The 26,821-nt window shown below is 71.7% G+C and carries 27 protein-coding genes; 19 read left to right on the top strand and 8 right to left on the bottom strand.

Features of this window, described 5'->3' with window-relative positions; translation table 11 throughout:
* Positions 1-173: 173 nt before the first annotated feature.
* The 10 genes from NRK68_RS08545 to NRK68_RS08500 all read left to right on the top strand — a co-directional run bounded on the left by NRK68_RS08545 (position 174) and on the right by NRK68_RS08500 (position 7,776).
* Positions 174-935 carry a helix-turn-helix transcriptional regulator gene (locus NRK68_RS08545; RefSeq protein WP_183069568.1) on the top strand — a complete coding sequence of 254 codons (762 nt, stop codon included), beginning with the start codon at positions 174-176 and terminating at the stop codon, positions 933-935.
* A complete protein-coding gene (sufB, locus tag NRK68_RS08540) occupies positions 932-2,347 on the top strand; it encodes a Fe-S cluster assembly protein SufB (RefSeq protein ID WP_183069569.1) in 1,416 nt (471 codons plus the stop codon). The genes NRK68_RS08545 and sufB overlap by 4 nt, the downstream gene beginning before the upstream one ends.
* A 71-nt stretch (positions 2,348-2,418) precedes the next feature.
* Entirely contained in the window at positions 2,419-3,597 is a 1,179-nt protein-coding gene (gene sufD, locus NRK68_RS08535) for a Fe-S cluster assembly protein SufD (RefSeq protein WP_257855518.1), read from the top strand.
* Positions 3,597-3,914, top strand: coding sequence for a bifunctional 3-phenylpropionate/cinnamic acid dioxygenase ferredoxin subunit (locus NRK68_RS08530; protein WP_030027083.1), 318 nt, complete (start codon positions 3,597-3,599; stop codon positions 3,912-3,914). Before sufD ends, NRK68_RS08530 begins: the two co-directional genes overlap by 1 nt.
* 7 nt (positions 3,915-3,921) lie before the next feature.
* On the top strand, positions 3,922-4,686 hold the full coding sequence (gene sufC / locus NRK68_RS08525) for a Fe-S cluster assembly ATPase SufC (RefSeq protein WP_030846240.1): 765 nt from the start codon (positions 3,922-3,924) through the stop codon (positions 4,684-4,686).
* Complete coding sequence (locus NRK68_RS08520) at positions 4,683-5,939, top strand: cysteine desulfurase (protein WP_183069570.1); 1,257 nt, start codon at positions 4,683-4,685, stop codon at positions 5,937-5,939. The genes sufC and NRK68_RS08520 overlap by 4 nt, the downstream gene beginning before the upstream one ends.
* 22 nt (positions 5,940-5,961) lie before the next feature.
* The gene (sufU, locus tag NRK68_RS08515; protein WP_030027090.1) at positions 5,962-6,423 is read left to right on the top strand and encodes a Fe-S cluster assembly sulfur transfer protein SufU; all 462 of its coding nucleotides are present in this window, start codon (positions 5,962-5,964) and stop codon (positions 6,421-6,423) included.
* Positions 6,420-6,764, top strand: a complete 345-nt coding sequence (locus NRK68_RS08510) for a metal-sulfur cluster assembly factor (RefSeq protein ID WP_030027092.1) — start codon at positions 6,420-6,422, stop codon at positions 6,762-6,764. Before sufU ends, NRK68_RS08510 begins: the two co-directional genes overlap by 4 nt.
* Positions 6,765-6,895: 131 nt before the next feature.
* Complete coding sequence (locus tag NRK68_RS08505; RefSeq protein ID WP_183069571.1) at positions 6,896-7,216, top strand: DMT family transporter; 321 nt, start codon at positions 6,896-6,898, stop codon at positions 7,214-7,216.
* Positions 7,216-7,776 (top strand): TetR/AcrR family transcriptional regulator, encoded by a 561-nt coding sequence (locus NRK68_RS08500; RefSeq protein WP_183069572.1) that lies wholly within the window; start codon positions 7,216-7,218, stop codon positions 7,774-7,776. Before NRK68_RS08505 ends, NRK68_RS08500 begins: the two co-directional genes overlap by 1 nt.
* Positions 7,777-7,967: 191 nt before the next feature.
* Here the strand turns inward: NRK68_RS08500 and NRK68_RS08495 are convergent, their stop codons facing one another.
* The gene (locus NRK68_RS08495) at positions 7,968-8,843 is read right to left on the bottom strand and encodes a winged helix-turn-helix transcriptional regulator (protein ID WP_183069581.1); all 876 of its coding nucleotides are present in this window, start codon (positions 8,841-8,843) and stop codon (positions 7,968-7,970) included.
* A 105-nt stretch (positions 8,844-8,948) separates the two neighbouring features.
* Between NRK68_RS08495 and NRK68_RS08490 the strand changes: the two genes are divergently transcribed.
* Both NRK68_RS08490 and dapD read left to right on the top strand, forming a co-directional pair.
* On the top strand, positions 8,949-10,178 hold the full coding sequence (locus tag NRK68_RS08490; protein WP_257857802.1) for an MFS transporter: 1,230 nt from the start codon (positions 8,949-8,951) through the stop codon (positions 10,176-10,178).
* A gap of 9 nt (positions 10,179-10,187) precedes the next feature.
* A complete protein-coding gene (dapD, locus tag NRK68_RS08485; protein ID WP_030963949.1) occupies positions 10,188-11,168 on the top strand; it encodes a 2,3,4,5-tetrahydropyridine-2,6-dicarboxylate N-succinyltransferase in 981 nt (326 codons plus the stop codon).
* A gap of 63 nt (positions 11,169-11,231) precedes the next feature.
* On the opposite strand, the gene NRK68_RS08480 is transcribed toward dapD, so the two are convergent.
* The 3 genes from NRK68_RS08480 to NRK68_RS08470 form a co-directional block, all read right to left on the bottom strand.
* Positions 11,232-11,672, bottom strand: a complete 441-nt coding sequence (locus NRK68_RS08480) for a PAS domain-containing protein (RefSeq protein ID WP_220819630.1) — start codon at positions 11,670-11,672, stop codon at positions 11,232-11,234.
* Between the two features lie 144 nt (positions 11,673-11,816).
* Positions 11,817-12,071 carry a hypothetical protein gene (locus NRK68_RS08475; RefSeq protein ID WP_183069582.1) on the bottom strand — a complete coding sequence of 85 codons (255 nt, stop codon included), beginning with the start codon at positions 12,069-12,071 and terminating at the stop codon, positions 11,817-11,819.
* A 270-nt stretch (positions 12,072-12,341) separates the two neighbouring features.
* Positions 12,342-14,183: a DUF8508 domain-containing protein gene (locus tag NRK68_RS08470; RefSeq protein ID WP_183069583.1), complete on the bottom strand. Its 1,842-nt coding sequence runs from the start codon at positions 14,181-14,183 to the stop codon at positions 12,342-12,344.
* Between the two features lie 377 nt (positions 14,184-14,560).
* Here NRK68_RS08470 and NRK68_RS08465 point away from each other — a divergent pair, with 377 nt between their 5' ends.
* Together NRK68_RS08465 and NRK68_RS08460 are read left to right on the top strand one after the other, a co-directional pair.
* The gene (locus NRK68_RS08465; protein WP_183069584.1) at positions 14,561-16,069 is read left to right on the top strand and encodes a hypothetical protein; all 1,509 of its coding nucleotides are present in this window, start codon (positions 14,561-14,563) and stop codon (positions 16,067-16,069) included.
* Positions 16,070-16,262: 193 nt separating this feature from the next.
* Positions 16,263-17,702: an alkaline phosphatase PhoX gene (locus NRK68_RS08460; protein WP_183069585.1), complete on the top strand. Its 1,440-nt coding sequence runs from the start codon at positions 16,263-16,265 to the stop codon at positions 17,700-17,702.
* 27 nt (positions 17,703-17,729) lie between these two features.
* Here the strand turns inward: NRK68_RS08460 and NRK68_RS08455 are convergent, their stop codons facing one another.
* The 4 genes from NRK68_RS08455 to NRK68_RS08440 form a co-directional block, all read right to left on the bottom strand.
* On the bottom strand, positions 17,730-17,906 hold the full coding sequence (locus NRK68_RS08455) for a hypothetical protein (RefSeq protein WP_167344711.1): 177 nt from the start codon (positions 17,904-17,906) through the stop codon (positions 17,730-17,732).
* A 102-nt stretch (positions 17,907-18,008) separates the two neighbouring features.
* Positions 18,009-19,277 (bottom strand): TerD family protein, encoded by a 1,269-nt coding sequence (locus NRK68_RS08450; protein WP_257855517.1) that lies wholly within the window; start codon positions 19,275-19,277, stop codon positions 18,009-18,011.
* A gap of 35 nt (positions 19,278-19,312) precedes the next feature.
* Positions 19,313-19,552, bottom strand: a complete 240-nt coding sequence (locus NRK68_RS08445; RefSeq protein WP_183069587.1) for a hypothetical protein — start codon at positions 19,550-19,552, stop codon at positions 19,313-19,315.
* Between the two features lie 156 nt (positions 19,553-19,708).
* Complete coding sequence (locus NRK68_RS08440) at positions 19,709-21,232, bottom strand: aldehyde dehydrogenase (NADP(+)) (RefSeq protein WP_183069588.1); 1,524 nt, start codon at positions 21,230-21,232, stop codon at positions 19,709-19,711.
* Positions 21,233-21,379: 147 nt separating this feature from the next.
* Between NRK68_RS08440 and NRK68_RS08435 the strand changes: the two genes are divergently transcribed.
* From NRK68_RS08435 to NRK68_RS08415, 5 genes are all read left to right on the top strand, one after another.
* Positions 21,380-22,162, top strand: coding sequence for an IclR family transcriptional regulator (locus NRK68_RS08435; protein WP_030962125.1), 783 nt, complete (start codon positions 21,380-21,382; stop codon positions 22,160-22,162).
* Between the two features lie 160 nt (positions 22,163-22,322).
* Positions 22,323-23,306 carry a hypothetical protein gene (locus NRK68_RS08430; protein WP_257855516.1) on the top strand — a complete coding sequence of 328 codons (984 nt, stop codon included), beginning with the start codon at positions 22,323-22,325 and terminating at the stop codon, positions 23,304-23,306.
* On the top strand, positions 23,306-24,595 hold the full coding sequence (locus NRK68_RS08425) for a sensor histidine kinase (RefSeq protein ID WP_183069590.1): 1,290 nt from the start codon (positions 23,306-23,308) through the stop codon (positions 24,593-24,595). Before NRK68_RS08430 ends, NRK68_RS08425 begins: the two co-directional genes overlap by 1 nt.
* Positions 24,592-25,275, top strand: a complete 684-nt coding sequence (locus NRK68_RS08420) for a response regulator transcription factor (RefSeq protein ID WP_257855515.1) — start codon at positions 24,592-24,594, stop codon at positions 25,273-25,275. Before NRK68_RS08425 ends, NRK68_RS08420 begins: the two co-directional genes overlap by 4 nt.
* A gap of 62 nt (positions 25,276-25,337) precedes the next feature.
* Positions 25,338-26,786 (top strand): peptidoglycan D,D-transpeptidase FtsI family protein, encoded by a 1,449-nt coding sequence (locus NRK68_RS08415; RefSeq protein ID WP_257855514.1) that lies wholly within the window; start codon positions 25,338-25,340, stop codon positions 26,784-26,786.
* The last annotated feature ends 35 nt before the right edge of the window (positions 26,787-26,821 follow it).

Below are 26,821 nucleotides of genomic sequence, written 5' to 3'. Positions count from 1 at the left end.
GCGCTGGTGGGGGCGGTGCGCCCAGCGAAATTGCGGGTGCGCGGGGTGATCGGAATTAACCCTTCCGAATAACTCTCCGTCGATAAATAAGGTAACCCTTAGTGATGGAGGCCACCAGGCGTGGCGTCCGTCACGGCTTGTCCGGGCTCGGTTAATTACGCAACAATGGCGTTGTGAAATACGGCGAACGGCAGAACGAGGCCCCCCAGGGGGAGCTCACCACCGGGGAGCGGTCAACCCGCAACCGGGTGGCGCGCTCGATCCTGGACCACGGCCCGTCCACCGTCGCCGACCTCGCCCAGCGCCTCGGCCTCACCCAGGCCGCCGTCCGCCGCCACCTCGACGCACTCGTCGCCGACGTCGTCGTCGAAGCCCGTGAGCAGCGCGTGTACGGAGCGCGGACCCGGGGTCGGCCCGCCAAGGTCTTCGCGCTCACCGACTGCGGCCGCGACGCCTTCGACCAGTCCTACGACACGCTCGCCGCGGACGCCATGCGCTGGATCGCGCAGTCCGTCGGCGGCGGCGAGCAGGGCGAGGCGGCCGTCGCCGCCTTCGCCCGGTCGCGGATGGAATCGCAGGCGCAGACCTACCGGGAGGCCGTCGAGGCGGCCGCCCCGGAGGGCCGCACGGAGGCCCTGGCCAAGGCGTTGACGCAGGACGGGTACGCTGCTACGGCGAAGAGCGCTCCCGGTCCGCACAGCGGTGAACAGCTCTGCCAGCACCACTGCCCGGTCGCCCACGTGGCCGAGCAGTTCCCGCAGCTCTGCGAGGCGGAGACCGAGGTCTTCTCACGCCTGCTCGGGACGCACGTGCAGCGCCTCGCCACGATCGCCCATGGCGACGGAGTGTGCACGACGTTCATTCCGCGAAGCGCGGGCACCACACAGACCGACACATCAGTATCTGCAAGTACGGCCGGGAGGAACCCCGCATGACCACGGAGACCGCTCACCCTGAGCTCGATGGCCTGGGCACCTATGAATACGGCTGGGCCGACTCCGACGCGGCCGGTGCCGCCGCCAAGCGGGGTCTGTCCGAGGACGTCGTCCGCGACATCTCGGCGAAGAAGTCCGAGCCGGAGTGGATGCTGAACCTCCGCCTCAAGGGCCTGAAGCTTTTCGACAAGAAGCCCATGCCGATGTGGGGCTCCGACCTCTCCGGCATCGACTTCGACAACATCAAGTACTTCGTGCGTTCCACCGAGAAGCAGGCCGCTTCCTGGGAGGACCTGCCCGAGGACATCAAGAACACGTACGACAAGCTCGGCATCCCGGAGGCGGAGAAGCAGCGCCTCGTCGCCGGTGTCGCGGCCCAGTACGAGTCCGAGGTCGTCTACCACCAGATCCGTGAGGACCTGGAGGAGCAGGGCGTGATCTTCCTCGACACGGACACCGCGCTCAAGGAGCACCCGGAGCTCTTCCAGGAGTACTTCGGCACGGTCATCCCGGTCGGCGACAACAAGTTCGCGTCGCTGAACACCGCGGTGTGGTCGGGCGGCTCGTTCATCTACGTCCCCAAGGGTGTCCACGTGGACATCCCGCTCCAGGCCTACTTCCGTATCAACACGGAGAACATGGGCCAGTTCGAGCGGACGCTGATCATCGTCGACGAGGACGCCTACGTCCACTACGTCGAGGGCTGCACCGCCCCGATCTACTCCTCCGACTCGCTGCACAGCGCCGTCGTCGAGATCATCGTGAAGAAGGGCGGCCGCTGCCGCTACACGACGATCCAGAACTGGTCGAACAACGTCTACAACCTGGTCACCAAGCGCGCCGTGGCGTACGAGGGCGCGACCATGGAGTGGATCGACGGCAACATCGGTTCCAAGGTCACCATGAAGTACCCGGCCGTCTACCTGATGGGCGAGCACGCCAAGGGCGAGACCCTGTCCATCGCCTTCGCGGGCGAGGGCCAGCACCAGGACGCCGGCTCCAAGATGGTCCACATGGCGCCGAACACCTCCTCGAACATCGTCTCCAAGTCGGTGGCCCGTGGCGGTGGCCGCACCTCCTACCGCGGTCTGGTCGAGATCGGCGAGGGCGCCGCCGGCTCGAAGTCGAACGTGCTCTGCGACGCGCTGCTCGTCGACACCATCTCCCGCTCGGACACGTACCCCTACGTGGACGTCCGCGAGGACGACGTGACGATGGGCCACGAGGCGACCGTCTCCAAGGTCTCCGACGACCAGCTCTTCTACCTGATGCAGCGCGGCCTCACCGAGTTCGAGGCCATGGCCATGATCGTGCGCGGCTTCGTCGAGCCGATCGCGAAGGAGCTGCCCATGGAGTACGCGCTGGAGCTCAACCGGCTGATCGAGCTGCAGATGGAGGGCTCGGTCGGCTGACCCGCCGACCGCCCCCGCACCGCAGCACAGCGACGATTCTGTAGACGTAGGAAGAGAGCAAGACGACAGCCATGGCTGAGGCTCAGAATATTCCGGCGGGCTCCACCACCGCCGGCGCGATCGCGGTGGCCGCAGAGTCCACCGTCGCCACCCGGATGAGTGCGCCCCCGTCCTTCGACGTGGCCGACTTCCCGGTTCCGCACGGCCGTGAGGAGGAGTGGCGCTTCACGCCGCTCGCCCGCCTCAAGGGCCTGCACGACGGCACCGCGGTCGCCAACGGCACCATGAAGGCCCAGATCGACGCGCCCGAGGGTGTGACGGTCGAGTCCGTGGAGCGCGGCGACGAGCGGATCGGCAAGGCCGGCACCCCCGTCGACCGGGTCGCCGCACAGGCCTTCTCGTCCTTCGCCAAGGCCACGGTCGTCACCGTGCCCAAGGAGACCGTGCTCGACGAGCCGATCCGGGTCGCCCTGCACGGCGAGGGCGGCACGACCTTCGGCCACACCGTCTTCGACGTGAAGCCCTTCGCCGAGGCGATCATCGTGATCGACCACACCGGCGACGGCGTGCGCGCCGCCAACGTGGACATCCTCGTCGGCGACGGCGCCAAGGTGACCTTCGTGTCCGTCCAGGACTGGGACGACACCGCCGTCCACACCTCGCAGCACAACGCCCTCGTCGGTCGCGACGCGAGCTTCAAGTCCGTGGTCGTCACCTTCGGCGGCGACCTGGTCCGCCTCCACCCGCGCGTCACCTACGCGGGCCCCGGCGGCGAGGCCGAGATGCTCGGCCTGTACTTCACGGACGCCGGCCAGCACCAGGAGCACCGCCTCCTGGTGACGCACGACGCCCCGCACTGCAAGTCGAACGTGGTCTACAAGGGCGCCCTCCAGGGCCAGGACGCCCACGCCGTCTGGATCGGTGACGTGCTCATCGAGAAGAGCGCCGAGGGCACCGACACGTACGAGATGAACCGCAACCTCGTCCTCACGGACGGCGCGCGGGTCGACTCCGTGCCGAACCTGGAGATCGAGACCGGCGAGATCGTCGGCGCCGGCCACGCCTCCGCCACCGGCCGCTTCGACGACGAGCAGCTCTTCTACCTGCAGGCCCGCGGCATCCCGGCCGACGAGGCCCGCCGCCTGGTCGTCCGCGGCTTCTTCGCCGAGCTCGTCCAGCAGATCGGTGTCGACGACATCGAGGAGCGCCTGATCGCCAAGATCGAGGCCGAGCTCCAGGGTTCCGTCTGATGAATTACGTCAAGGCCTGCGCGCTGAGCGAGCTGGAGGAGAACACCCCCAAGCGGGTGGAACTCGACGGCACGCCGGTGTCCATCGTCTCCACCGACGGGGAGGTGTTCGCGATCAACGACATCTGCTCGCACGCGAACGTCTCGCTCTCGGAGGGCGAGGTCGAGGACTGCATGATCGAGTGCTGGCTGCACGGGTCGGCCTTCGACCTGCGCACCGGCAAGCCCTCCGGTCTGCCCGCGACGCGCCCCGTTCCCGTATACCCCGTAAAGATCGAAGGGGACGACGTGCTCGTCTCCCTCACCCAGGAGTCCTGAGGTATCCATGGCAACGCTTGAAATCCACGACCTGCACGTCTCCGTCGAGGCCGAGAACGGCGCCCGCGAGATCCTCAAGGGCGTCGACCTCACCGTCAAGCAGGGTGAGACGCACGCCATCATGGGTCCGAACGGCTCCGGCAAGTCCACGCTGGCGTACTCGCTGGCCGGTCACCCGAAGTACACGATCACCGGCGGCACCGTCACCCTCGACGGCGAGGACGTCCTGGAGATGTCCGTCGACGAGCGCGCCCGCGCCGGCGTCTTCCTCGCCATGCAGTACCCGGTCGAGGTCCCCGGCGTCTCGGTCTCCAACTTCCTGCGCACCTCCGCCACCGCCATCCGCGGCGAGGCCCCCAAGCTGCGCACCTGGGTGAAGGAGGTCAAGTCCGCGATGGAGCAGCTCCAGATGGACCCGGCCTTCGCCGAGCGCAACGTCAACGAGGGCTTCTCCGGCGGTGAGAAGAAGCGTCACGAGATCCTCCAGCTGGAGCTCCTGAAGCCGAAGATCGCGATCCTCGACGAGACCGACTCCGGCCTCGACGTCGACGCCCTGCGCATCGTCTCCGAGGGCGTCAACCGCGTCCGCGAGACCGGTGAGGTCGGCACCCTGCTGATCACCCACTACACGCGCATCCTGCGCTACATCAAGCCCGACTTCGTGCACGTGTTCGCCAACGGCCGCATCGCCGAGTCCGGCGGCGCCGAGCTCGCCGACCAGCTGGAGAACGAGGGCTACGACAAGTACGTGAAGGGTGGCGCGACCGCGTGACACAGCTGCCTGGCCTCCTCGACATCGAGGCGATCCGCAAGGACTTCCCCCTGCTGGATCGTGTGGTCCACGACGGGAAGAAGATCGTTTACCTGGACAACGCTGCGACCTCGCAGAAGCCGCGCCAGGTGCTCGACGCGCTGAACGAGTACTACGAGCAGCACAACGCGAACGTCCACCGCGGCGTGCACGTGCTCGCCGAGGAGGCCACGGCGCTGTACGAGGGCGCCCGCGACAAGGTCGCCGCCTTCATCAACGCGCCGAGCCGCGACGAGGTGATCTTCACCAAGAACGCCTCGGAGTCGCTCAACCTCGTCGCGAACATGCTCGGCTGGGCGGACGAGCCCTACCGGGTCGACCGCGAGACCGAGATCGCCATCACGGAGATGGAGCACCACTCCAACATCGTGCCGTGGCAGCTGCTCGCGCAGCGCACCGGCGCCAAGCTGAAGTGGTTCGGCCTCACCGACGACGGCCGGCTCGACCTGTCCAACATCGAAGAGGTCATCACGGAGAAGACGAAGATCGTCTCCTTCACGCTGGTCTCCAACATCATGGGCACGGTCAACCCGGTCGAGGCGATCGTCCGGCGCGCCCAGGACGTCGGCGCGCTGGTGCTGATCGACGCCTCCCAGGCCGCTCCGCACATGCCGCTGGACGTGCAGGCGCTCGGCGCCGACTTCGTGGCCTTCACCGGCCACAAGATGTGCGGCCCGACCGGCATCGGCGTCCTCTGGGGCCGCCAGGAGCTGCTGGAAGACCTGCCTCCGTTCCTCGGCGGCGGCGAGATGATCGAGACCGTGTCGATGCACGCCTCGACCTACGCCCCCGCGCCGCACAAGTTCGAGGCCGGTACGCCCCCGATCGCCCAGGCCGTCGGCCTCGGCGCGGCCGTGGACTACCTGACCTCGATCGGCATGGACAAGATCGCCGCGCACGAGCACGCGATCACCGAGTACGCGATCAAGCGCCTCGCCGAGGTGCCCGACCTGCGGATCATCGGCCCCACCACGGCCGAGGACCGCGGCGCCGCGATCTCCTTCGTACTCGGCGACATCCACCCGCACGACGTCGGCCAGGTCCTGGACGAGCAGGGCATCGCGGTCCGCGTGGGGCACCACTGCGCGCGCCCCGTCTGCCTGCGCTACGGAATTCCGGCGACGACGCGAGCGTCTTTCTACCTGTACTCCTCTCCGGCCGACGTCGACGCGCTGATCGACGGGCTGGAGCACGTACGGAACTTCTTCGGCTGACGGACGAGGCGACGAGGACGCAGTGAAGCTGGATTCGATGTACCAGGAACTGATCCTGGACCACTACAAGCACCCGCACGGGCGTGGCCTGCGCGACGGCGACGCCGAGGTGCACCACGTCAACCCGACGTGCGGCGACGAGATCACGCTGCGCGTGAAGTACGACGGTGAGACGCTGACAGATGTCAGCTACGAGGGCCAGGGCTGCTCCATCAGCCAGGCCAGCGCCTCCGTACTGAACGAGCTGCTCGTGGGCAAGGAACTGGCCGAGGCGCAGAAGATCCAGGCCGTGTTCCTGGAGATGATGCAGTCCAAGGGCAAGATCGAGCCCGACGAGGCCATGGAGGAGGTGCTGGAGGACGCGGTCGCGTTCGTCGGCGTCTCCAAGTACCCGGCCCGAGTGAAGTGCGCCCTGCTGAGCTGGATGGCGTGGAAGGACGCGACCGCCCAGGCCCTGGGCGACGCGGAGAGGAAGACGGCATGACCGAGAACGCGACGCCCGAGGCGTCGACCAAGCCGGCCACCGAGGAGGAGGTCCGTGAAGCCCTCTACGACGTGGTCGACCCCGAGCTGGGCATCGACGTCGTCAACCTGGGCCTGATCTACGGCATCCACATCGACGACGCGAACATCGCCACCCTCGACATGACCCTGACCTCGGCGGCCTGCCCGCTGACGGACGTCATCGAGGACCAGGCGAAGTCCGCGACGGACGGCATCGTCAACGAACTCCGGATCAACTGGGTCTGGATGCCGCCGTGGGGCCCGGACAAGATCACGGACGACGGTCGCGAGCAGCTCCGCGCGCTCGGCTTCAACGTCTGAGCACCCCCGCACGTACAGCAGGGCCCCCGGCACGTCGGTGCCGGGGGCCCTCGCTGTTCTGCGCGCGCCAGGACGGCACGCACTCCTTTGCGTGTGTACGGTCGTACGCATCGATGTGTACCCTTGTACACATGCCCTATGTCCTGCTTGCCGCAGCCATCGCCGCCGAGGTCGCCGGCACCACCGCCATGAAGTACAGCGACGGCTTCACGAAGCTCTGGCCCTCGCTCGGCACCCTCCTGGGATACGCCATAGCGTTCACCCTGCTCGCGCAGACGCTGAAGACCATGTCGGTCGGCACGGCCTACGCGATATGGGCCGGCGTCGGCACCGCCGCCATCGCCGCGATCGGCATGGTGTTCATGGGGGAGGCGGCCACCGCCGCGAAGATCGCCGGGATAGCCCTGGTGATCGCCGGGGTGGTCCTGCTGAACCTGGGCGGGGCCCACTGATGCCGCAGGGCGTCCGGCGCTACGACCCGGACCGGCGCCAGCGCATCATCGACGCCGCGATCCGGGTGGTCGGCGCCAAGGGCATCGCGGGGCTGAGCCACCGCAGCGTCGCCGCGGAGGCCGACGTACCGCTGGGCTCGACGACGTACCACTTCAGGACGCTGGACGACCTGCTGGTCGCGGCGCTCCGGCAGGCCAACGAGGGCTTCGCGCGGGCGGTGGCCGACTCGGCCGCGCTGGCCGACCCGGACACCGACCTCGCCGGGGCGCTGGCCCGGCTGCTGGGCGAGTTCCTGGCGGCGGACCGCGGCCGGGTGGAGCTGGAGTACGAGCTCTACCTCGCGGCGCTGCGCCGCCCGGCCCTGCGGCCGGTGGCCGCCGAGTGGTGCCGGGCCGCGGCCGAGGCGCTGACGCCGCGGACCGACCCGGCGACGGCCCGGGCGCTGGTGGCCGTGATGGACGGCATCAGCTTGCAGGTCCTGCTGACGGACGCCGAGTACGACGAGCACCACGCCCGCGAGATCCTGTCCCGGGTCCTGGGAAACGGGCCGGGCGGCTAGGGGGTGTCCGGCGGATCAGGGCCGGGCCCGGGCTGCCCGGCACCGCGGCCTGCCGCGTTGTCGTCGGTCGCCGACGCTCCGCGTGGGCTCCTCCTCCGCCTTGCATTCCTTCCCCTCGGCCCTGCGGGCCTGGGGAGACCCCATGGCACCGGACGACCCGGGCTGTCCGACCCTGATCTGCCGGACACCCCCTAGGCGGCGGTGCGGACCGCCGTGAGGGCCGTCTGCACGCTCGCCTCGATGTCGCGGATCGGGTAGACCACCTCGCGCACCGTGCGGTCGCGGTCGACGACCAGGGTCAGCCGCTTGATCCGGCTCACCCCCGCCGCACGGAACGTCGGCAGGCGCAGCGCGGCCGTCAGTGCCAGGTCGGCGTCCGAGAGGAGCGGGAAGCGCAGCCGCTCCTGCTCCGCGAACTCCCGCTGCTCGTCGGGGCGCTGCGTCGAGACCCCGTGCACGGTGGCGCCGGCCGCCGTGAACTCCGCGAGCTGGTCGCGGTACGTGCAGGACTCGAACGTGCAGCCCTTGGCACCCGGGATCCCGGCCCAGCCGGGCGGATAGGACTCGGCGCGCGCGTAGGCGCCCGGGAAGAAGTACAGGACCGTGAACGGGGTGTCCGCCACCGGGTCGGCGACCCCGCCGAAACGGTCCGGCAGCAGCAGCGGCGGCACTCGCGTGCCGTGCAGCGCGTGCACCCGTTCCGCCTCGCGCGATGCCTCGTCGGTCGTCGCCGTCATCTCTCCCTCTCCCAGGATCCAGGTGTCGCCCCAGTCCTGGAGAGCCACCAGGACCGGCAGCAGCCCCCGCCCGCGCGGGGTCAGCCGGTACTCGTGCCGTACCGGACGTTCCTGGTACGGCTCGCGCGCCAGCACCCCGGCCTCGACCAGCAGCTTCAGCCGCTCCGCAAGCACCTTGCGGGAGACCCCCAGCTCGCGCTGGAGCTCCTCGAAGCGGTGCAGGCCGCGCGCCGCGTCCCGCACGATCAGCAGCGTCCACCAGTCGCCCACCACGTCGAGGGCCTGGGCGATCGCGCAGTCCGCGTCGCCGAGGTGTGTGCGCTGGGCCATGGGAGCTCCTTTGTCCGTTGACCCAAGGCTGTCATGCTGACATAGTCCGTTCCCAAAAGGAACTGACTCATCGACCGGCGCGTCGGAAGCGGGGGTACGGGTGTGCTGCAGGGGTTCAAGGACATACCGAGGGTTGTGTGGCTGCTGGCTGCGGGGGTGTTCGTCAACGCCGTCGTCAGCTTCACCTTCGTCTTCGTCTTCCTCTACCTGACCGGCCCGCGCGGCCTCGGCGCCGCGCAGGCCGGCCTGGTCACCGGGATCGGCGGAATCGGCCTGGTCGCGGGCAACTTCACCGGCGGCTGGTACGGGGACCGCTTCGGCCACCGCCGGGTGCTGCTGGCCGCCGCCACCCTCGGCGGGCTGACCCTCATGGCCTTCCCGCTGCTGCCCGCGCCGCTGCTCTTCGTGGCCATGCCGGTGGCCCAGTACGCCTCCGGCGTGATCCGGGCCGCCAACTCCGCGCTGGTCGCGGTCACCGTCCCGGAGGGCGGCCGCCGTCAGGCCTTCGCCCTCGTACGCTGCGTGTCCAACGGTGGATTCACCCTCGGGCCGCCGCTGGGCGCCCTGATCGCGACCGGCCTCTCGTACGACTGGCTCTTCGTGGCCGACGGCGTCGGAACCCTCTTCTTCGCCCTCTGGACCGCCCGCGTCGTCCCGGCGCGCGGCGCCTCCCGCACGGCCTCCGCGGCCCCGGGCGGGGGTCGGGGCCGCGGACTCGCCGCCGAACTACGGGCCCGCCCCGCCCTGCTGGTGGTGCTCGGCGCGATCCTGGTGACCGACGTCGTCTACCGCCAGCAGTACTCCACCTTCTCCGTCTTCCTCACCGACCACGGCCTGGACCCGCGCGTCTTCGGGCTCGTCATCGCCCTCAACGGCGGGGTGATCCTGCTGCTGGAGCTGCCCGCCGCCGTCGCGCTGCGCGAGCGGCCGGCGCTGCCGGTGATCGGTACCGGCCTGGTGCTGGTCGGGGCCGGGTACGCGGCGCTGCTGCTCGGAGCCGGCATCACGAGCGCCGTGGTGATGATGGTCCTGCTGAGCCTCGGCGAGATCCTCTACAAGACCACCGCCACCGCCTACGTCGCCGACGAGGCCCCCGAGCATGCCGTCGGACGCTTCCAGAGCCTGTACGCGGGGATCTCGGTCAGCGGGGTCGTCATCGGCCCGCCGCTGGGCGGAGCCCTGTACACGGCCGCTCCCGGGCTGCTGTGGCCGCTGTGCGCCGGGCTCGCGGCGGCGGCGGGCGCGGCGGTGCTGTGGGCCTCGGCGCGGCAGCGGCGACACGCGGCCCGACCGGCACATGAGACCGGTTCGCAACCTCAGGCCGTCGCCGGTTAGGTTTCGGGCATGACTGCTACGCGTACCACCGGCGCCGTCGCCGCCGGACTTGCCACCATCACCGCCGACGGCACCGTCCTCGACACCTGGTTCCCCGCCCCCGAGCTGGTCGCCGAGCCCGGCCCGGCCGGCACCGAGCGCCTCACCGCCGAGCAGGCCGTGGAGTCCCTCGGCGCCGCCGCGGCCAAGGCGATCCGCAGCGACGCGGTCCGCGGCGTCGAGGTCGTAGCCGTCCGCACGGTCATCGCCTCCCTGGAGGACAAGCCGCTGGACGCGCACGACGCGTACCTGCGCCTGCACCTGCTCAGCCACCGCCTGGTCAAGCCGCACGGCCAGAACCTCGACGGTGTCTTCGGCCTGCTGACCAACGTCGCCTGGACCTCGCTCGGCCCGGTCGCCGTCGACCAGGTCGAGACCGTCCGCCTCAACGCCCGCGCCGAGGGCCTGCACCTGCAGGTCACCTCGATCGACAAGTTCCCGCGGATGACGGACTACGTCGCCCCCAAGGGCGTGCGCATCGCCGACGCCGACCGCGTCCGCCTCGGCGCGCACCTCGCCGAGGGCACCACCGTCATGCACGAGGGCTTCGTCAACTTCAACGCCGGTACCCTCGGCACCTCCATGGTCGAGGGCCGCATCTCCGCGGGCGTCGTCGTCGGCGACGGCTCCGACATCGGCGGCGGCGCCTCCACCATGGGCACCCTCTCCGGCGGCGGCAAGCAGATCATCTCGATCGGCGAGCGCACCCTGATCGGCGCCGAGGCGGGCATCGGCATCGCCCTCGGCAACGAGTGCGTCGTCGAGGCCGGCCTCTACGTCACCGCCGGCACCCGCGTCACCCTGCCGGACGGCCAGGTCGTCAAGGCCCTGGAGCTCTCCGGCGCCGACAACATCCTCTTCCGCCGCAACTCGGTGACCGGCGCCGTCGAGGCCCGCCCGTACAAGGCGAACTGGGGCGGCCTGAACGAGGTCCTGCACAGCCACAACTGACGCCCGCGTCCGTTCCCGGGCGCCCTCCCGGCCCCAGCGGCCCGGGACGGCGCCCGGCTGTGTTCAGCACGGGCGGCGCAAGGCCGCGTACGCCCGCCCGATCTCGCCCAGGTACTGCTCCGGGCGGAAGCGGACCTCCTCGACCACCGTCTCGTCGGCGCCGGGGTACATGAGGCCGGACCAGACGACCGTCCCGCCACGGAGCCGGATCCGGACGGTCAGCCGGTCCGGGCCCGGTTCGGGACCGAGCTCGGCGGCCACGGCCACCGTGCGCGGGGTGTCCGCCGGGTGGAGCGGGCCGCCCGGACGCAGGAGCAGTCCGGGGGTGAGGCCGGCCATCCTGCGGTCGCTGCGCGTGATGACGTCGAGGCCGTCGACGAAGAGGTGGGTGTGCACCGCCGTGCACGCGGGCGGTCCGGGACACGTGCCGATCAGCAGTGTGCTGAGCGCGCTCGGGCTGCCGGGCGCACCGGCCCTCCGCTCCCGCGGGGATCTACGAGGCATCCGCCTGCTGTGTCGTCATGGCCCGAGCGTAGCGCCCGGCGGGCACTGGCGGCGCAGGCATTCACCATCCGGGCACGGGCATGACCGGTGAGTACTTCCGCGTCACGGCGGCCGCGTCGGAGCGCGCCCGGGTGCCGCGGACGCTCAGTGGTGGGGGATCGTGCGGATCAGGCCCGCGAAGGCCTGCTCCTCCGCCTCGGTCAGCTGGACCGACTCCATGGGGTGCGCGGCCGAGGTGCGCTGGGCCGGGATCCTCGGCAGGGCGTCGGCCACGCCGGGCTCCGGCTGCTGGACACGGCTGTCCCGCAGCATGTGGCCCAGGCCGGCCACCCAGACGAGCGCTGCCACGAGCAGGACGGCCAGGCCGGTTTCCTGGGCGAGGGAGATCGAGGGGAACACCAGGATCCTCCAGGGATGCGGGGGGTGCGAGCCGGGGCAAGATCGGGCGTGCAGACACTCAACACCACAACCGGTCGATTCGGTGGAGATGTGGCGAGCGTCACGCCAGGGCCGAAAGTCCCCATCTTGCCCGGGAACCCGCCCGCCGGGCCCGGCCCGCCGTACGCACCCTGCTCGCCGCCGAGGACCGGCACGGAGGACCACGGCGAAACGGTGGCAAGGAGCCCGGCCGGGACGGCGGCCGGGTCCCTGCTGCTCCGGACCCGGGGGTTACGGGCGGAAGCGCAGCACCTGCGGGTCGTGGTCGCTGTTCTGCGCCGCGAACTCCGCGTTGATGTGCACGCTGTCGTACGTGAACTTCTTGATCGCCGGGCTGGTCAGGATCTGGTCCAGCACCTGGGCGTTGCCCTGGTAGACGTACGAGTAGCGCTCGGTCTTCGGCAGCGACTTGATCGCCGGGTACAGCGCCCCGCCGTCGGCCAGCGCGTCCGTGGTCGCGGAGAACTCGAAGTCGTTGATGTCACCGAGCACGAGGACGTTGGCGTTCTTGTCCTCCGCCAGGATCTGCTTCACGAAGCCGTTCACGGCCTGCGCCTGGAGCAGCCGCTTGGCCTCCGAGGAGCGCAGCGGCGGCTGGTGGTGCGAGGTCAGGCCCTCGTCGCCGCCCTTGGAGCCGAAGTGGTTGGCGATCACGAAGACCGTCTTGCCGCGGAAGACGAACTCGCCGGCCAGCGGCTTGCGGCTGTCGGCCCACGCCGGGTTCGCGGGGTCCACACGGCCGGGGGAGTGGGTCAGGTGGGTCTTGCCGTTCTCCTTGACGACGCCCGTCGCCGTCACCGCGTCGCCCGGGGCGCGCTCGGTGAAGGAGACCCGGGCCGGGTTGAAGAGGAAGACCTGGCGGATGTTGCCGCCGGGCTCGCCGCCGTCCTTCTTGTCCTCCGGGTTGACGGTCCGCCACTGGTAGGCCGGGCCGCCCGCCGCGGCGATGGCCGTGGTGAACTTGGTGAGGGTCTGCTCCGCCGAGACGGTGCCGTCGTTCTTGGCGCCGTTGTCGTCCTGGATCTCCTCCAGGGCGAGGATGTCGGGGGAGGCGAGGTTCTCGACGACGGCCTTCGCCAGCGCGTCGAACTTCTCCTGCGGGTCCGTCGGGTCGAGGTTCTCGACGTTGTACGTGGCGACCGCGAGCTCGTGCTCGGTCTGCGGCTTGGTCTTCTCGGGGGCGAGGGTGCCCGCCTTGACGGTGCCGAGGGTGCGGGCCACCAGGGTGTAGCCGCCGAACTGGTTGAAGTCCAGCGGGCCTTCCGTGGTGCCGGTCAGCTTGTCGCCGACGTTGGCCACGGGGAAGGGCTGCTGCGCGATCGGCGCGAGCTGCTGGATCTGCAGGCGGCCGGTGTTCTGGGACTCGTAGGAGCCGTAGACGGTGCCGCCGCGCTTGGCGGCGTTCTCCCAGCCCTTCACCGTGACCCACAGCTCGGAGTACGGGTCGGTGGCGCCGACGACGCGCGAGGTGCCGATCTTGACGTTCATGCCCTCGAGGGACTCGTAGAAGTCCAGGGCGAAGCGCGAGGGGTCCAGCGTCAGGCCGTTGATGCTGCCTTCGGCGGCCGGGTCGCCGGCCGGGGCGTACTCGGCGGGCACGTTGTACTCGTTGATCGCGGTGGCCTCGGGCAGGGCGTTGCCGGAGGAGACCACGGTGACCGTCGGCTTGGAGATCTGGGTCACCGACTGGTTGCCGGACTTCACGCCGCCGGGGATGTACTCGCCGACGGTGCCGGAGACCTTGACCGCGTCGCCCACGGCGACGGCCGGGACGGAGTTGGTGAAGACGAAGACGCCCTCGCTCGTCGCGGCGTTGTCGTCGGCGTCGGGGTCCTGGATCCAGAAGCCGCGCGAACCGTAGGTCCGCACGCCCGTCACGATGCCCTCGACGTCGGAGACCTGCTTGCCGTTGAGCGGGGATATCCGGGTGGTGCCCTGGATGTCGTGGATGCGTACCGGATCGGCGGACGCCGCGCCCTCGGCCGCGTCGGCGGAGCCCGCGAGCAGGCCGGTGGCCAGCGCGGTGGCGACGAGGGCCGCGACGGCGGCGGAGCGGGGATGCGAGGAGCGCATGGTCAGGAAACTCCGGTGTGGGAGAGGGGTAGGGAGAGGCTGCGAACAGCGAGATCTGCGGGGGGTTGGTCAGCCCCCAAACGTCTACGCGCGTCAATTTCCTGTGTTGTCAGCAAAGTTGTCAAGCCCTCCAGAGCAGCCGGGAGTCGACTGTGGGATGAACCAAAGGCGATGGCCCGGCGGGCGTGCCCGATATGCGTCTACGCTGGGTCGCCGTACGACGGCCCCGGCTGTCATCTGCGCCACATCCGCCATGCCCGCCCTGCCCCGCCATGTCGGCCATGTCGCCGGTTTTCGGGCACGTATGACGGTCCGGCCGCCCGGCCGGACCGCCACGGCCCGCCCTCATCACCGCGTCCGCGAGGAGACCCTCACCCATGTCCGCTGAGTCGCACCCCACACTGCCGCCGGTACGGCTGCACTCCGATGCGGAGCTGGCCCGAGACGCCCTCGGCGCCCCGCTGTTCGCCCGCGCCGTGCGGCTGGCCCGCTGGGCCGGGCCCGCAACCCGCGTCGGCGTCGGCGGCGAACTGGCGGCCGACCAGCTTCCCGGGGCCGCCGCCCATCTCGGTCTCGACGCCGGCGACGAGAACGCCGCCGGGTACGCGAGCCGGGCCTGGCGGGTGGCCGTGGACACCGGGCTGGTGGACGTGACCGAACCGGAGGGGGACACGGCCGCGGAGGAGGGCGGCGAGGCGGGCGAGGAGCCGTACGGCACGGCCGCGCCCGGCGAGGACCTGGCGCTGGTGACGGGCGGGGCGCCCGCCGACGTCCTCGGCCTGTGGCGGGCGGCCCTGGAGGCGGTGCTCGCCGACGCGGCCGTGCCGGACCTGGACGGCCTGGTCGACGCGCTGGACGCGGGAGGGGAGATCGACTTCGACCGGCTGGACTGGAACCCGGGCCGCGAGGCGGACCTGCTCGACGAGGTCCTCGCCCATCTGTACCTGCTCAGCGTCGCCGGGGGCAGGACTTCGGACCGTCAGATTCCGCTTCCGGTGCTGGCCGCGTCGGTGGTCGTGCCCGACGGAATGGGCGAGCCGACCGATGCCGTGCTGGAGCAGGTCTCGGACGCGATGATGCGCCTGGACGACCAGTTCCGGCAGCTGGAGCCGATCGGACTGGTGGAGTTCCGGCCCGTCGACGAGGAGCTGATGGCGCGGCCCGACGAGGACGCCGGGCGCGGTGACCGCGCGGGCGACGACGAGGACGACGAGGACGACGAGGACGTGTCCCGCTACGGCATGGTCCGGCTGACCCCGCTCGGCCTCTACGGGATCCGCGCCCGGATGCTGGAGGCCGGAGTGGACGCCCCCGCGGTCGGTGAACTGGCCGGCAAGGGCGCCGACGCCCTCCTCGACGCCGTCTCCTCCTACCCCGAGCACGCGGCGCAGGCCGAGATCGAGCAGTGGATGGCGGGCCGCGAACCGTCCGCCGCCGTCGCCGAACTGCTCGCCGCCGCCCGCGGGGACGACGAAGGGGGCCCGCTGCGCAGGCTGCGCTGCCAGCAGGCCCTCGCGCTGGCCGGGCCGGAGGCCGAAGGGGCCGTCCGCGCGGTGCTGGACGAGGCGGAGCTCGGCGGGCTCGCCCGGGTCTGGCTGGCGGAGCACGGAGTGACCGGCGTACCGGCGCCCGCCCCGGAGATGGTCTTCTGGCTGACGGTCGACACGATCGCGGCGCAGCTCGCCGCGGACGGGGAGACCGAGGAGCTGCCCCTTCTGATGGAGACCCTGACCGCCCATCACACGGGCTTCTTCGACCAGGTGTGGCGCGTCCGGCACCCTTCGACGGTCCAGGTCCTGGAGGCCATGGGACGGCTGCATCCCGACCGGAAGACGGCCAAGGAGGCCCGCAAGGCCGCCTTCAAGGCGCGCTCCCGCAGGTCCTGAGCAAGGCTCCGAGCGTGCGGTCCGGGAGGCGGGCGACAATGCGCCGTTCCTGGGCCGGAGTCGGCCATTGAGGCCTACCGGCGGGGGGCCGGTTCTCCTTCGTGGGTAATTCAGCCGCCGTTCACGTGCGGGCGGGAGCGTGTGCGCCGACGACCGCACCACAGGCGCACCACTCCCCACCCCTGGAGACCCGATGCCGCTCAGCCGCAGAGACTTCACCGCCCGTACCGTCATCGCCGGCGCGGGAGTCGCGCTCACCGGGACGGTCGGCGCCCTCGCCACCGCTCCGGGCGCGCTGGCGGCCGAGGACGCGGCGGACCGCGACGAGCACGGGCGGCCCTGCGAGCCCGGCTACGGCCCGCTCGTCCCCGACCCGGCCGGCATCCTCGCGCTGCCCGCCGGCTTCACCTACCGCGTGATCACGCACAGCGGCGTGACCAGGCTGGAGTCCGGCGAGACCACCCCGTCGAACCACGACGGGACCGCGGCCTTCGAGGGCCACCGCGGTGTCACCCTCCTCGTCAACAACCACGAGCTCAAGGGCAGGCGGGAGAACTGGGCCCGTCCCGTCCCGCTCGCCGAGGGCCTCGTCTACGACCCGGCCGCGGCCGGCGGATGCACGGTCGTCGAGGTCCGGCGCGGCGGCGAGGTCGCCGAATGGGTGGGCATCGCCGGTACATCGACCAACTGCGCGGGCGGCGCCACCCCCTGGAACACCTGGCTGACCTGCGAGGAGAACTCCGACCTCGCGGGCAGGAACGGCATGACCAAGGACCACGGCTACGTCTTCGAGGTCGACCCGCACGACCGCCGGGCCAACCGCGACCCGCGGCCGGTCAAGGCCTTCGGCCGCTACGACCACGAGGCCGTGGTCATCGACCCGCGCCAGGGCCACGCGTACCTGACCGAGGACGCCTCCGGCCCCAACGGGCTGCTCTACCGCTGGACCCCGCCCCGCGGCTTCCGGCACGGGCGCGGCAGGCTCCGCGACCTCGCCGCCGACGCCGGCGTGCTCCAGGCCGCCAAGTGCACCGACAGCTCGGGCCGGTTCGTAGACGACCTCTCGCGCGCCACGCGGATCGGCACCGTCTACGGCGTCGACTGGGTGGACGTGCCCGACCGCGACGCGCGGACCGTGCCCGTGCGCAAGCAGTTCGGGGCCAACGCGGTGACGCGCGGACGCAAGCTGGAGGGCATGTGGTGGGGCGACGGGGGCGCCTACTTCGTCTCCTCCTACGCCCGTGAGGAGAGCCCGGGCGCGGCGCACGACGGCCAGGTGTGGTTCTACGACCCCAAGCGGCGCACGATCCGGCTGACCGTCCTCATCGGGGTCAACGCCGACCCGTCGGCGGGCGGCGGCTACGACGGCCCGGACAACATCACCGTGTCGCCGTACGGAGGCCTGGTCATCGCGGAGGACGGCTCGGGGCTGCAGCACCTCTTCGGCGCGACCGACTCCGGGCGCACCTACCCGCTGGCGCGCAACGAGCTCAACATCGGGTCGGCCGAGGAGCCCGAATACTCCGAATTCACCGGGGTGTGCTTCTCACCGGACGGGCGCACCCTGTACGCCTGCATCCAGGACCCGGGCATCATGCTGGCCGTCACCGGGCCGTGGCGGCGCGCACGCTGACGCTCCGCCCGGCCGGCATCGCGGGCCTCAGTGGGCCGGGGAGACCTCCGCGCGGGAGGCCTCGGCCCACTCGGCGAGCAGGAATTCATACGCCTCGGAAGGCCACTCGCCGTCCACCCGGGTCTCCACGAGGTGCCGTATCGCCTCGTTCGCCTCGGCGGCGGACGGGCGGGCGGGCCCCGCGGGCGTGAGTGTCTCGTGCATGCTTCCAAGGCTACGGGCGGGCACTGACAGCCACCCACGGATTACGCGTGGCATCCATCACCCGCGGAGCCGTCCGGTGGCCGGGCGTGCCCGCCCACCTGCTCAGAGTGCCTGCGCGGCGGGCTTGACCATGCCGCGCACTGTGCGCGACTTCACAAACTCACCCATGGCCGTCATCTCCCACTCGCCGGAGAACTGACGGATCAGCTTGGCCATCATCACGCCCGTCTGCGGCTCGGCGCTCGTGAGGTCGAAGCGGACCAGCTCCTCGCCGCTGGCCGCGTCGATCAGACGGCAGTAGGCCTTGGCCACGTCGGTGAACTTCTGGCCGGAGAAGGAGTTGACCGTGAAGACCAGGCCGGTGGCGTCGGCGGGGAGCCGGCCGAGGTCGACGACGATCACCTCGTCATCGCCGGCGCCCTCTCCGGTGAGGTTGTCCCCGGAGTGCTTGATGGCACCGTTCAGGATGGACAGCTTGCCGAAGTAGCAGCTGTCGATGTGGTTGCGCTGGGGGCCGTACGCGATGACGGACGCGTCGAGGTCGATGTCCCGGCCGCGGAAGGCCGGCTCCCAGCCGAGGCCCATCTTGACCTGCGAGAGCAGCGGACGGCCGCCCTTGACCAGGGAGACGGTCTGGTTCTTCTGGAGGCTGACCCGGCCCTTGTCCAGGTTGATCTTCCCGGTGGCGGGGGCGGCGGCCGGGGCGGCCGGGGGTGCGGCGGGGGCGGGGGCCGGGGTGACGGGGGTGGGGGTGCCGGCGCCGGCGGTCAGCCAGGGGGAGGGCTGGTGGACCGGCGGGGCGGGCGGAGCCGGGGGTGCCGCGGGCGCCGGGGGCGCGGGCGGGGCGACGGCCGCCGCGGGAGCCGGTTCCTCGTCCACGCTGACCCCGAAGTCGGTGGCGATGCCGGCGAGACCGTTCGCATACCCCTGGCCGACCGCGCGGACCTTCCACACGCCGCCGCGCTGGTAGATCTCGACGACGACGAGCGCCGTCTCGGTGGCCAGCTGCGGCGGGGTGAAAGAGGCGATCACCGAGCCGCCGTCGGCGTTGCGCACAGTGGCGGTGGGCTCGATGCCCTGGAAGGTCTGTCCGGCGGCGTCGGGGCTGGCCGTGACCACGATCCGCTCGATGCCCGGGGGCACCGAGGCGGTGTCCACGGTGACCGAGTCCGGTGCCGCACCGCCACCGGACCGGTAGGTGACACCGGGCCCGGTGGGCTGGTTGAAGAAGATGAAGTCGGCGTCGGAGCGCACCTTGCCGTCCGCCGTGAGGAGCAGGGCGGACACGTCGAGCCGCACCGGCGCAGCCACGTCGACCGTCACGCGGACGGCATTGAGCGGCAGGTTGGATCCAGGGGTCATAGCGGTCATGCCCGGAGAACGACCGGAGGGGCTTTGCCGTTCCCTTACCCTCGCGGGATATTTCCGCGCCGGTTGCGGGGGTGGTTCTTCGCGGTGCGCTCGTTGCCGAACTTGTACGAGCCGGTCCACCGGGCCATCACGAGCTGCGGATCCCCGGCTTCCACTTCGGCCAGGAAGGCGGCGGCACGGTCCCCGCGCAGGGTGGCGGCGGTGCGGCCCCGGTGGGTGATGACGACGTGACCGTCGCCCCGTCGGTCGTAGGTGAACCCGTGCGGTTTCGGCATGGCCCGCAGCCTGCCCCGCCGGGGGCGGGGCGGGCAACGGGTTTGTTCGTGCGCTCATGCGCTCGTGCGCTCATGCGCTCGTGCGCTCGTGAGCTTGTGTGGTCGCGTGTTCGTGTGCGCAGGGCGGCCGGGACCCCGGGGCCCGGCCGCCGGGGGTCAGGCGCCCGTGACCCGGCGGGGGAGCCCCAGGGGGTTGGCCTCGCGCAGTTCGGCCGGCAGCAGCGCGTCCGGCACCGACTGGTAGGCCACCGGCCGCAGCCAGCGCTCGATCGCCGTGCCGCCCACGGAGGTGGAGTGCGAGGTCGCGGCCGGGTACGGCCCGCCGTGGTGCTGGGCCGGGGCCACCGCGACCCCCGTCGGCCAGCCGTTGACCACGATCCGCCCCGCCAGCCGGGTGACCTGCCCGATCAGCTCCGCCGCCGGGCCCGGGGCGCCCTCGGTCTCGGCGGCCGACAGCTGGAGGGTGGCGCTCAGGTTCCCCTCCAGCAGTTCGAGGACCGCACCCGCCTCGGCCTGCCCGCCGTACCGCACGACGACGGTGACCGGGCCGAAGCACTCCTCCAGGAGGAGGTCGTGCCCGTCGCTCGCGAGGAGGTCCCCGGCCCGTACGGTCAGATAGCCCGCACCCACGGTGTGCTCGCCGCCCGACCCCGGCGTCACGGGGGCCTCGACGCCGGGCAGCGCGGCCCGCTCGCGCACCCCGGAGATGAAGTTCTCCCGCATCCGCCGGTCGAGGAGCACCCCGGGCTCGGTCTCGCCGAGGGCCTTGGTGAGCTCGCCGGTGATCCGGTCGCCGTCCGCGCCGTCCGGCACCAGGACCAGGCCGGGCTTCACACAGAACTGGCCGACGCCGAGGGTCATCGAGGCCGCGAGACCGGAGCCGATCTCCTCGGCGCGTTCGGCGGCCGCGGCCGGGGTGACCACGACGGGGTTGAGGGAGCCCAGTTCCCCGTGGAAGGGGATGGGCACGGGCCGGGCGGCGGCGGCGTCGAACAGCGCCCTGCCGCCCCGGACGGAACCGGTGAATCCGGCGGCGGCGACCAGCGGGTGGCGGATCAGCTCGAGGCCGGCGTCGAACCCGTGGACCACGCTCACCACCTCGGGCGGGAGCCCGTTCGCGACGGCGGCCCGGCGCAGCAGCGAGGCGCACAGCTCGGAGGTGGCGGGGTGGTCGGGGTGCGCCTTGACCACGACCGGGCAGCCCGCGGCCAGCGCGCTCGCGGTGTCCCCGCCGGGGACGGAGAAGGCGAGCGGGAAGTTGGAGGCGGCATAGACCGCGACCACGCCGAGCGGCACCTTGTAGCGGCGCAGCTCGGGGCGGGGCGGGCTGAGCGAAGGATCGGCGCGGTCGATCCGGATGTCGAGGTAGGACCCCTCGTCGACGGCGTCGGCGAAGGCGCGCAGCTGGCCGGTGGTGCGGGCCAGTTCGCCGGTGAGCCGGCCCGGACCCAGCGCCGTCTCGGCGTCGGCGGCCTCGATGACGTGGGCGGCGGCCTCGTCGAGCAGCGCGGCGGCGGTGCGCAGGAACGCGGCGCGGACGGCGGCGTCCGCGAGCGGTCCGCGGGCGGCGTGGGCGGCCCGTACGGCCTCGTCCACCTCACGGGGTGTGGCCTCCACCGCAACCTGTTCGCGCTGCTTCCCGGTGCGGGGGTCCACACTCCAGACTGGTGTCGTTGTCATGGCCCACTGCCTCCTGGATCGTTCAGTATTCTGAACGCGGTTCCGGTGGATGAATGATCACATCTGCTGCGGACTCTATTTCCGGGTCCTCCGCGTGACAAGAGCCGACCAGAGGCGACCAGAGGCGACCAGAGGGGAAGCAGGCGTATGACGACGACCGAGCCGGGGATCCCTGCCCAGGCCGCGCCGGTCAAATCGGCGGTCCGCACCGTCCTGCTGCTGGAGCACTTCGCGGCGCGGCCGGGGCTGCACAGTCTGGCCGACATCCAGAACGACCTCTCCCTGCCCAAGTCCAGCCTCTACATGCTGCTGCGCACCCTGGTGAACCTGGGCTGGGTGGAGACCGACGCGACGGGCACGCGGTACGGCATCGGCGTACGGGCCCTGCTGGTCGGCAGCTCGTACATCGACGGCGACGAGGTGGTCGCCGCGGCCCGCCCCACCCTGGACCGGCTCTCCGACGACACGACGGAGACCATCCACCTGGCCCGGATCGACGGGACGAGCGTGGTGTACCTCGCCACCCGGCAGTCCCAGCACTACCTGAGGCCCTTCACCCGGGTCGGACGGCGGCTGCCCGTGCACTCGACGGCGCTCGGCAAGGCCCTGCTCGCCACACACTCGGACGCGGAGGTGCGGGCGCTGCTGCCGCGGCGGCTGGAGGCGGTCACCGAGCACACCATCACCGACCGGGAGCAGCTCATCGAGGAGCTGGAACTGGTACGGGAGCAGGGGTACGCGGTGGACCGGGAGGAGAACACGCTCGGACTGCGCTGCTTCGGGGTGGCCGTGCCGTACCGGACGCCGGCCCGGGATGCGGTGAGCTGCTCCGTGCCGGTGGCCCGGCTGACGCCGGGGCACGAGCAGGTCATCAAGGCGGCGCTGTTCGAGGCGCGCGACCGGCTGTCGGTGGTGACGCGCCGCATGTGACGGTGTGTACGACGCCGCGGGTGACAGCGTGTGCGGGGCCGCGGGTGGGGGAGTCCGGGAGGTTCCCGTCCGGGAGTCCGGGAGGTCCTCCCCCGCACGGGGGAGGCGGTTCCCCTTCGAGGGGGAGGTGGCGGGCCGCCGCGCACGCGACCGTGGGGACATGACCACACGAGGCGTTCACACGACGTACGAACCGCAAGCCTCCGCCCCGTCGCAAGGGGCCGGGAGGCGCGTCCTCGCGGCAGCGGCCCTGGCGGCCACGGTGCCGTATCTGGCGCTCAAGGCCGCCTGGCTGTCCGGCAGCCGGATCGGGATACCGGACGGCAGCGCGCTGCTGGAGGCCGGCCTGTTCCTCACCGTGGCCAATGCCGTCACGCTGGCCATGGACGCGGCCGTGATCGTGCTCGTCCTGGTGCTCACCAGACCCTGGGGGCTGAGAACGCCCGCCTGGATGCTGACCGTTCCGGTGTTCACCGCCACGGGCCTGCTGACCCCGATCCTCCTCGGCTTCCCCGGCCAGCTGCTCGTACGGGCCCTCGGGTTCGGGCCCGGCCCGGACGAGGCGGCCGCGCGCGAGCCCTTCCTGGACTCCTGGGTCTTCAGCGTCGTGTACACGGGATTCACCGTCCAAGGACTCGCCCTGGCCGGGCTGTTCGTGCCCTATGCGCGCAGGCGCTGGGGCCGGCGGTGGCAGGGCGTGGTGGGCGAGCGGCTGCCGTCACCCACGGGGGTGGTGGCGGCAGCCGCGGCCTCGGGCGCCCTGGCCCTGGGAGCGCTGTTCCTCTACTGGGCCTTCGGCGGCACCGCCGGGCTGAGCGCCGAGCGGGCCGAGGCGTACACGGTGGAGAGCGCCGTGGGCTCCGCGGCCCACGCGATATGCGCGCTTGCCGCGGGAGCGGGCACGCTGCTCCTGACCCGCGGCCGGACGCTGCGGGCGCGGTGGCCGCTCGGGCTCACCTGGGTCGGCGCCGCCGCGACCCTGGCCTGGGGAGCCTGGATGCTGATCGCCTCGCTGGGCCCGCAGGTCGGCGGCGGCGAAGCACCCTCCACCGCAGGGCAGTTGATCTACGCTGGCCAGATGATCACCGGAGCGCTCGCCACCGCCGTCCTCACCCGGTTCCTCATATCCCGACGCGCGAGCTGATGCGCGACGGCCTGGGCCGGCTGCTGGGTGAGCGGGCCCGGCTGCGGTGGCTCCACCAGATCCTCGGTGGTGCCCTGCTGATGCCGTACTTCCTCCTGGCCTCGGTGGGGGTCGGCTCGGCGGCCGGCGGAGCCAACGCCCTGTCCTCCCTCCCCCTGAGCCTCGCCGCCTACGCGGCGGCGCTGCCGCTGACCGCCGTCACCGGGGTGTACGGGCTGGTCCGGCCGCTGTCGGTGACCGTCGTGCGGGCCATGTGCGCGGTGCCGGGGGAGCGGCTCGCCGAAGGGCCCGCGCGGACCTGGGCCGCGCGGGGGCGGGCCTCCGCCTGGTGGACCCTGCACCTGGGGGTCGGAGCGCTGGTCAGCGGGATGACCCTGGCGGTGCCGCCCATGGCAGTGGTGCTGCTCGTCCTGCCCTTCGTCAGCGGCCTGCGCGAGGTCCGGCTGGGGTTCGGCTGGTTCGGCACGGGCGTCGAGACGTACACGGCGCCCCTCCTCGGGATCGGTCTGCTGGCCGCTCTCACGGTGTGCGCGGCCGCAGCGGGGGAGCTGCTGGCCCGGCTGGCTCCCGTACTGCTCGGGCCGACGGCGGCGGACCGGCTCGCGGCGGCCGAGGAGCGGGCCGCCGACCTGGCCGTGCGCAACCGGCTCGCCCGGGAGCTGCACGACGCGGTCGGGCACGCGCTCAGCGCCGTCACCCTCCAGGCGGCCGCCGCCCGGCGCATGCTGGAGCGCGATCCCGAGTTCGTACGGGAGGCGCTCGCGGCGATCGAGGACACCACCCGGCGGACGGTGGGCGAGCTGGACGCCGTCCTGGGCCTGCTGCGCGAGGGGGACCCGGCCCGGCCGGACGGCGTGACCGCCCCCGCCCCCACCCTCGCCGCCGACCTCGACGGCCTGCTCGCCCGCACCCGGGCCGCGGGAACCACCGTCACCGCACACCAGGACCCCGGGCCCGTGGAGGACTGGCACCGGCTTCCCGAGATCACCTCGCGCGAGGCATACCGGATCGTCCAGGAAGGCCTCAGCAACGCCCTGCGCCACGGCGCCGGCCCGGTGGACCTGCGGATCCTCGTCCGGGCCGGCCACGACACCGCACCGCGAGAACTGGAGATCACCATGACCAATCCGCCCGGGCCCGAGGCCCGGGAGCCGCGCACCACCGGCGGCCGCGGGCTGCGCGGCTCCGCCGAGCGGGCCGCACTGCTCGGCGGCAGCGTCGAGGCGGGCCCGCACGAGGACCGGTGGCGGCTGCGCGCGGTCCTCCCGCTGGCCGGAGGCGACCGATGACCGCGGCCGCCCCGGCGGACAGGCCGCCGCTGCGCATCGTGCTATGCGACGACGAGCGGATGGTCCGCACCGCGCTGCGGGTCATCCTCGAGGCCGAGACGGACCTGGAGGTCGTCGGCGAGGCCGCCACCGGCGCCGAGGCGGTCCCGCTGGTGCGCTCCCTCGCCCCCGACGTGGTGCTGATGGACGTCCGGATGCCCGAGATCGACGGCATCCGGGCCACCGAGCAGATCCTGGCCACCATGGCCGAGCCGCCCAGGATCGTGGTCGTCACCACCTTCGAGAACGACGCCCACGTCTATGACGCGCTGCGCGCCGGTGCCGTCGGCTTCCTCCTCAAGCGTGCCGACCCCGACGAGCTGATCGGCGCGGTCCGGCTCGTCGCCCGCGGCGACTCGCTGCTCTTCCCGGCCGCCGTCCGCTCCCTCGCCGCCACACACGCGTCGGCCCCCGCCCCCGTCGCCGCCCCCTGGATCGCCGGACTCACCGGCCGCGAGGCCGACGTCCTGCGCCTGATGGCCACCGGGCTGTCCAACCACGAGATGAGCGAACGGCTCGGGGTCGGACCCCAGACGGTCAAGACACACGTCGCGTCGGTCCTCACCAAGACCGGCTCCCGCGATCGCACCCAGGCGGTCATCGCGGCCTACGAGGGCGGATTCATCATGAAGAACCGCTGAGAACTCGGCCACAATCGGGGCAGAGCGGAACGCCGGGGGCCGCCGGGACGTCCTTTCGTTCGATGAACAAAACGATCAGGCGTGCGTCGGTCTTCTGTCTGCTCCTGGTGCTGGCCCTGCTGGTCCGCGTCACCTGGGTGCAGGCGTACCAAGGCCAGGCCCTCGCAGACGACAAGCACAACCGCCGCAATCTCATCGGGCAGTTCGAGAACCCGCTGGGCAACATCATCGTGGGCGGGGAGGCGATCACCGGCTCGGAGAAGACGGGAGGCAAGGACTTCGGCTACAAGCGGACCTATGTCGACGGCCCGCTCTACGCGCCCGTCACCGGCTACAGCTCACAGGCCTTCGGCACCAGCATGCTGGAGGGCATCTACAAGAACGTCCTCAACGGCTCCGACAGCCGGCTGAAGACCGTGATGGACATGCTCACCAACAAGCGGGCCGACCCCGGCAACGTCCTCACCACGATCGACAAGGACGTCCAGAAGGCCGCCTACGACGCGCTCCAGGGCAAGCAGGGCGCCGCCGTGGCCCTCGACCCCGTCACCGGCCAGATCCTCGCCGTCGTGAACAACCCCTCCTTCGACCCGGGCAGCATCGCCGGCGCCAACGACCAGAAGGCCTGGGACGCGCTCTCCGCCGACAAGGGCAAGGCCATGGAGAACGTCGCCCTGCGCAAGCCCCAGGCGCCCGGCTCCACCTTCAAGCTGGTCACCCTCGCCGCGGCGATCGAGAACGGCCTGGTCACCGACATCGACCAGCAGACCGGCATCGCCGATCCGTACACGATCCCCGGCACCCGCACCCCGCTGCCCAGCGAGGCGGGCTCCGCGGCCTGCAACAACGTCTCGGTGCGCACCGCCCTGCGCCTGTCCTGCAACAACGTGTTCGCCGAGCTCGCCTCCAAGCTCGGCCAGGACAAGATGCGCGCGACCGCCGAGAAGCTCGGCTTCAACACGCAGACCGACACCCCGGTCCGCACCAACCCGCCGAGCAAGTACCCGTCCAAGAAGATGTCGATCGACCAGGTCGCGCAGACGGGCATCGGCCAGTTCGACGTCCAGGCCACGCCGCTGCAGATGGCGATGGTCACGGCCGCGATCGAGAACGGCGGCAAGCTCGTCGCCCCGCACATGGTCTCCGAGGTCACCGACGCCAACGGCAACGTGCTGGAGAGCTTCAAGGACCCGAAGTCCCAGCAGGTGATGAAGGAGCGGACCGCCTCGATGATCCGGGACGCCATGCGCACCGTCGCCACCGAGGGCGGCGGCAAGCCGGCCCAGGTGCCGGGCGCGGAGGTGGGCGGCAAGACCGGCACCGCTCAGCGCGGCGTGAACAACAGCCTCGCGCCGCTGGCCTGGTTCACCTCGTACGGCAAGGCGAACGGCAAGCAGATCGCCGTGGCCGTGGTGATCGAGAACTCCGACACCGACCGCTCCGAGATCGGCGGCGGCAAGCTGGCCGCGCCGATCGCGCAGAAGATGATGCAGGCCTGGCTGAAGAAGTAGGCGAGCGGGGCTCCGTGCCCGACGCGCCGGGAACC

The sequence above is a fragment of the Streptomyces yangpuensis genome, from assembly GCF_024666385.1.
Classification (GTDB): domain Bacteria; phylum Actinomycetota; class Actinomycetes; order Streptomycetales; family Streptomycetaceae; genus Streptomyces; species Streptomyces yangpuensis.
The sequence above is the reverse complement of the archived record's forward strand: the minus strand, read 5'-3'. Positions and strand labels throughout refer to the sequence as shown.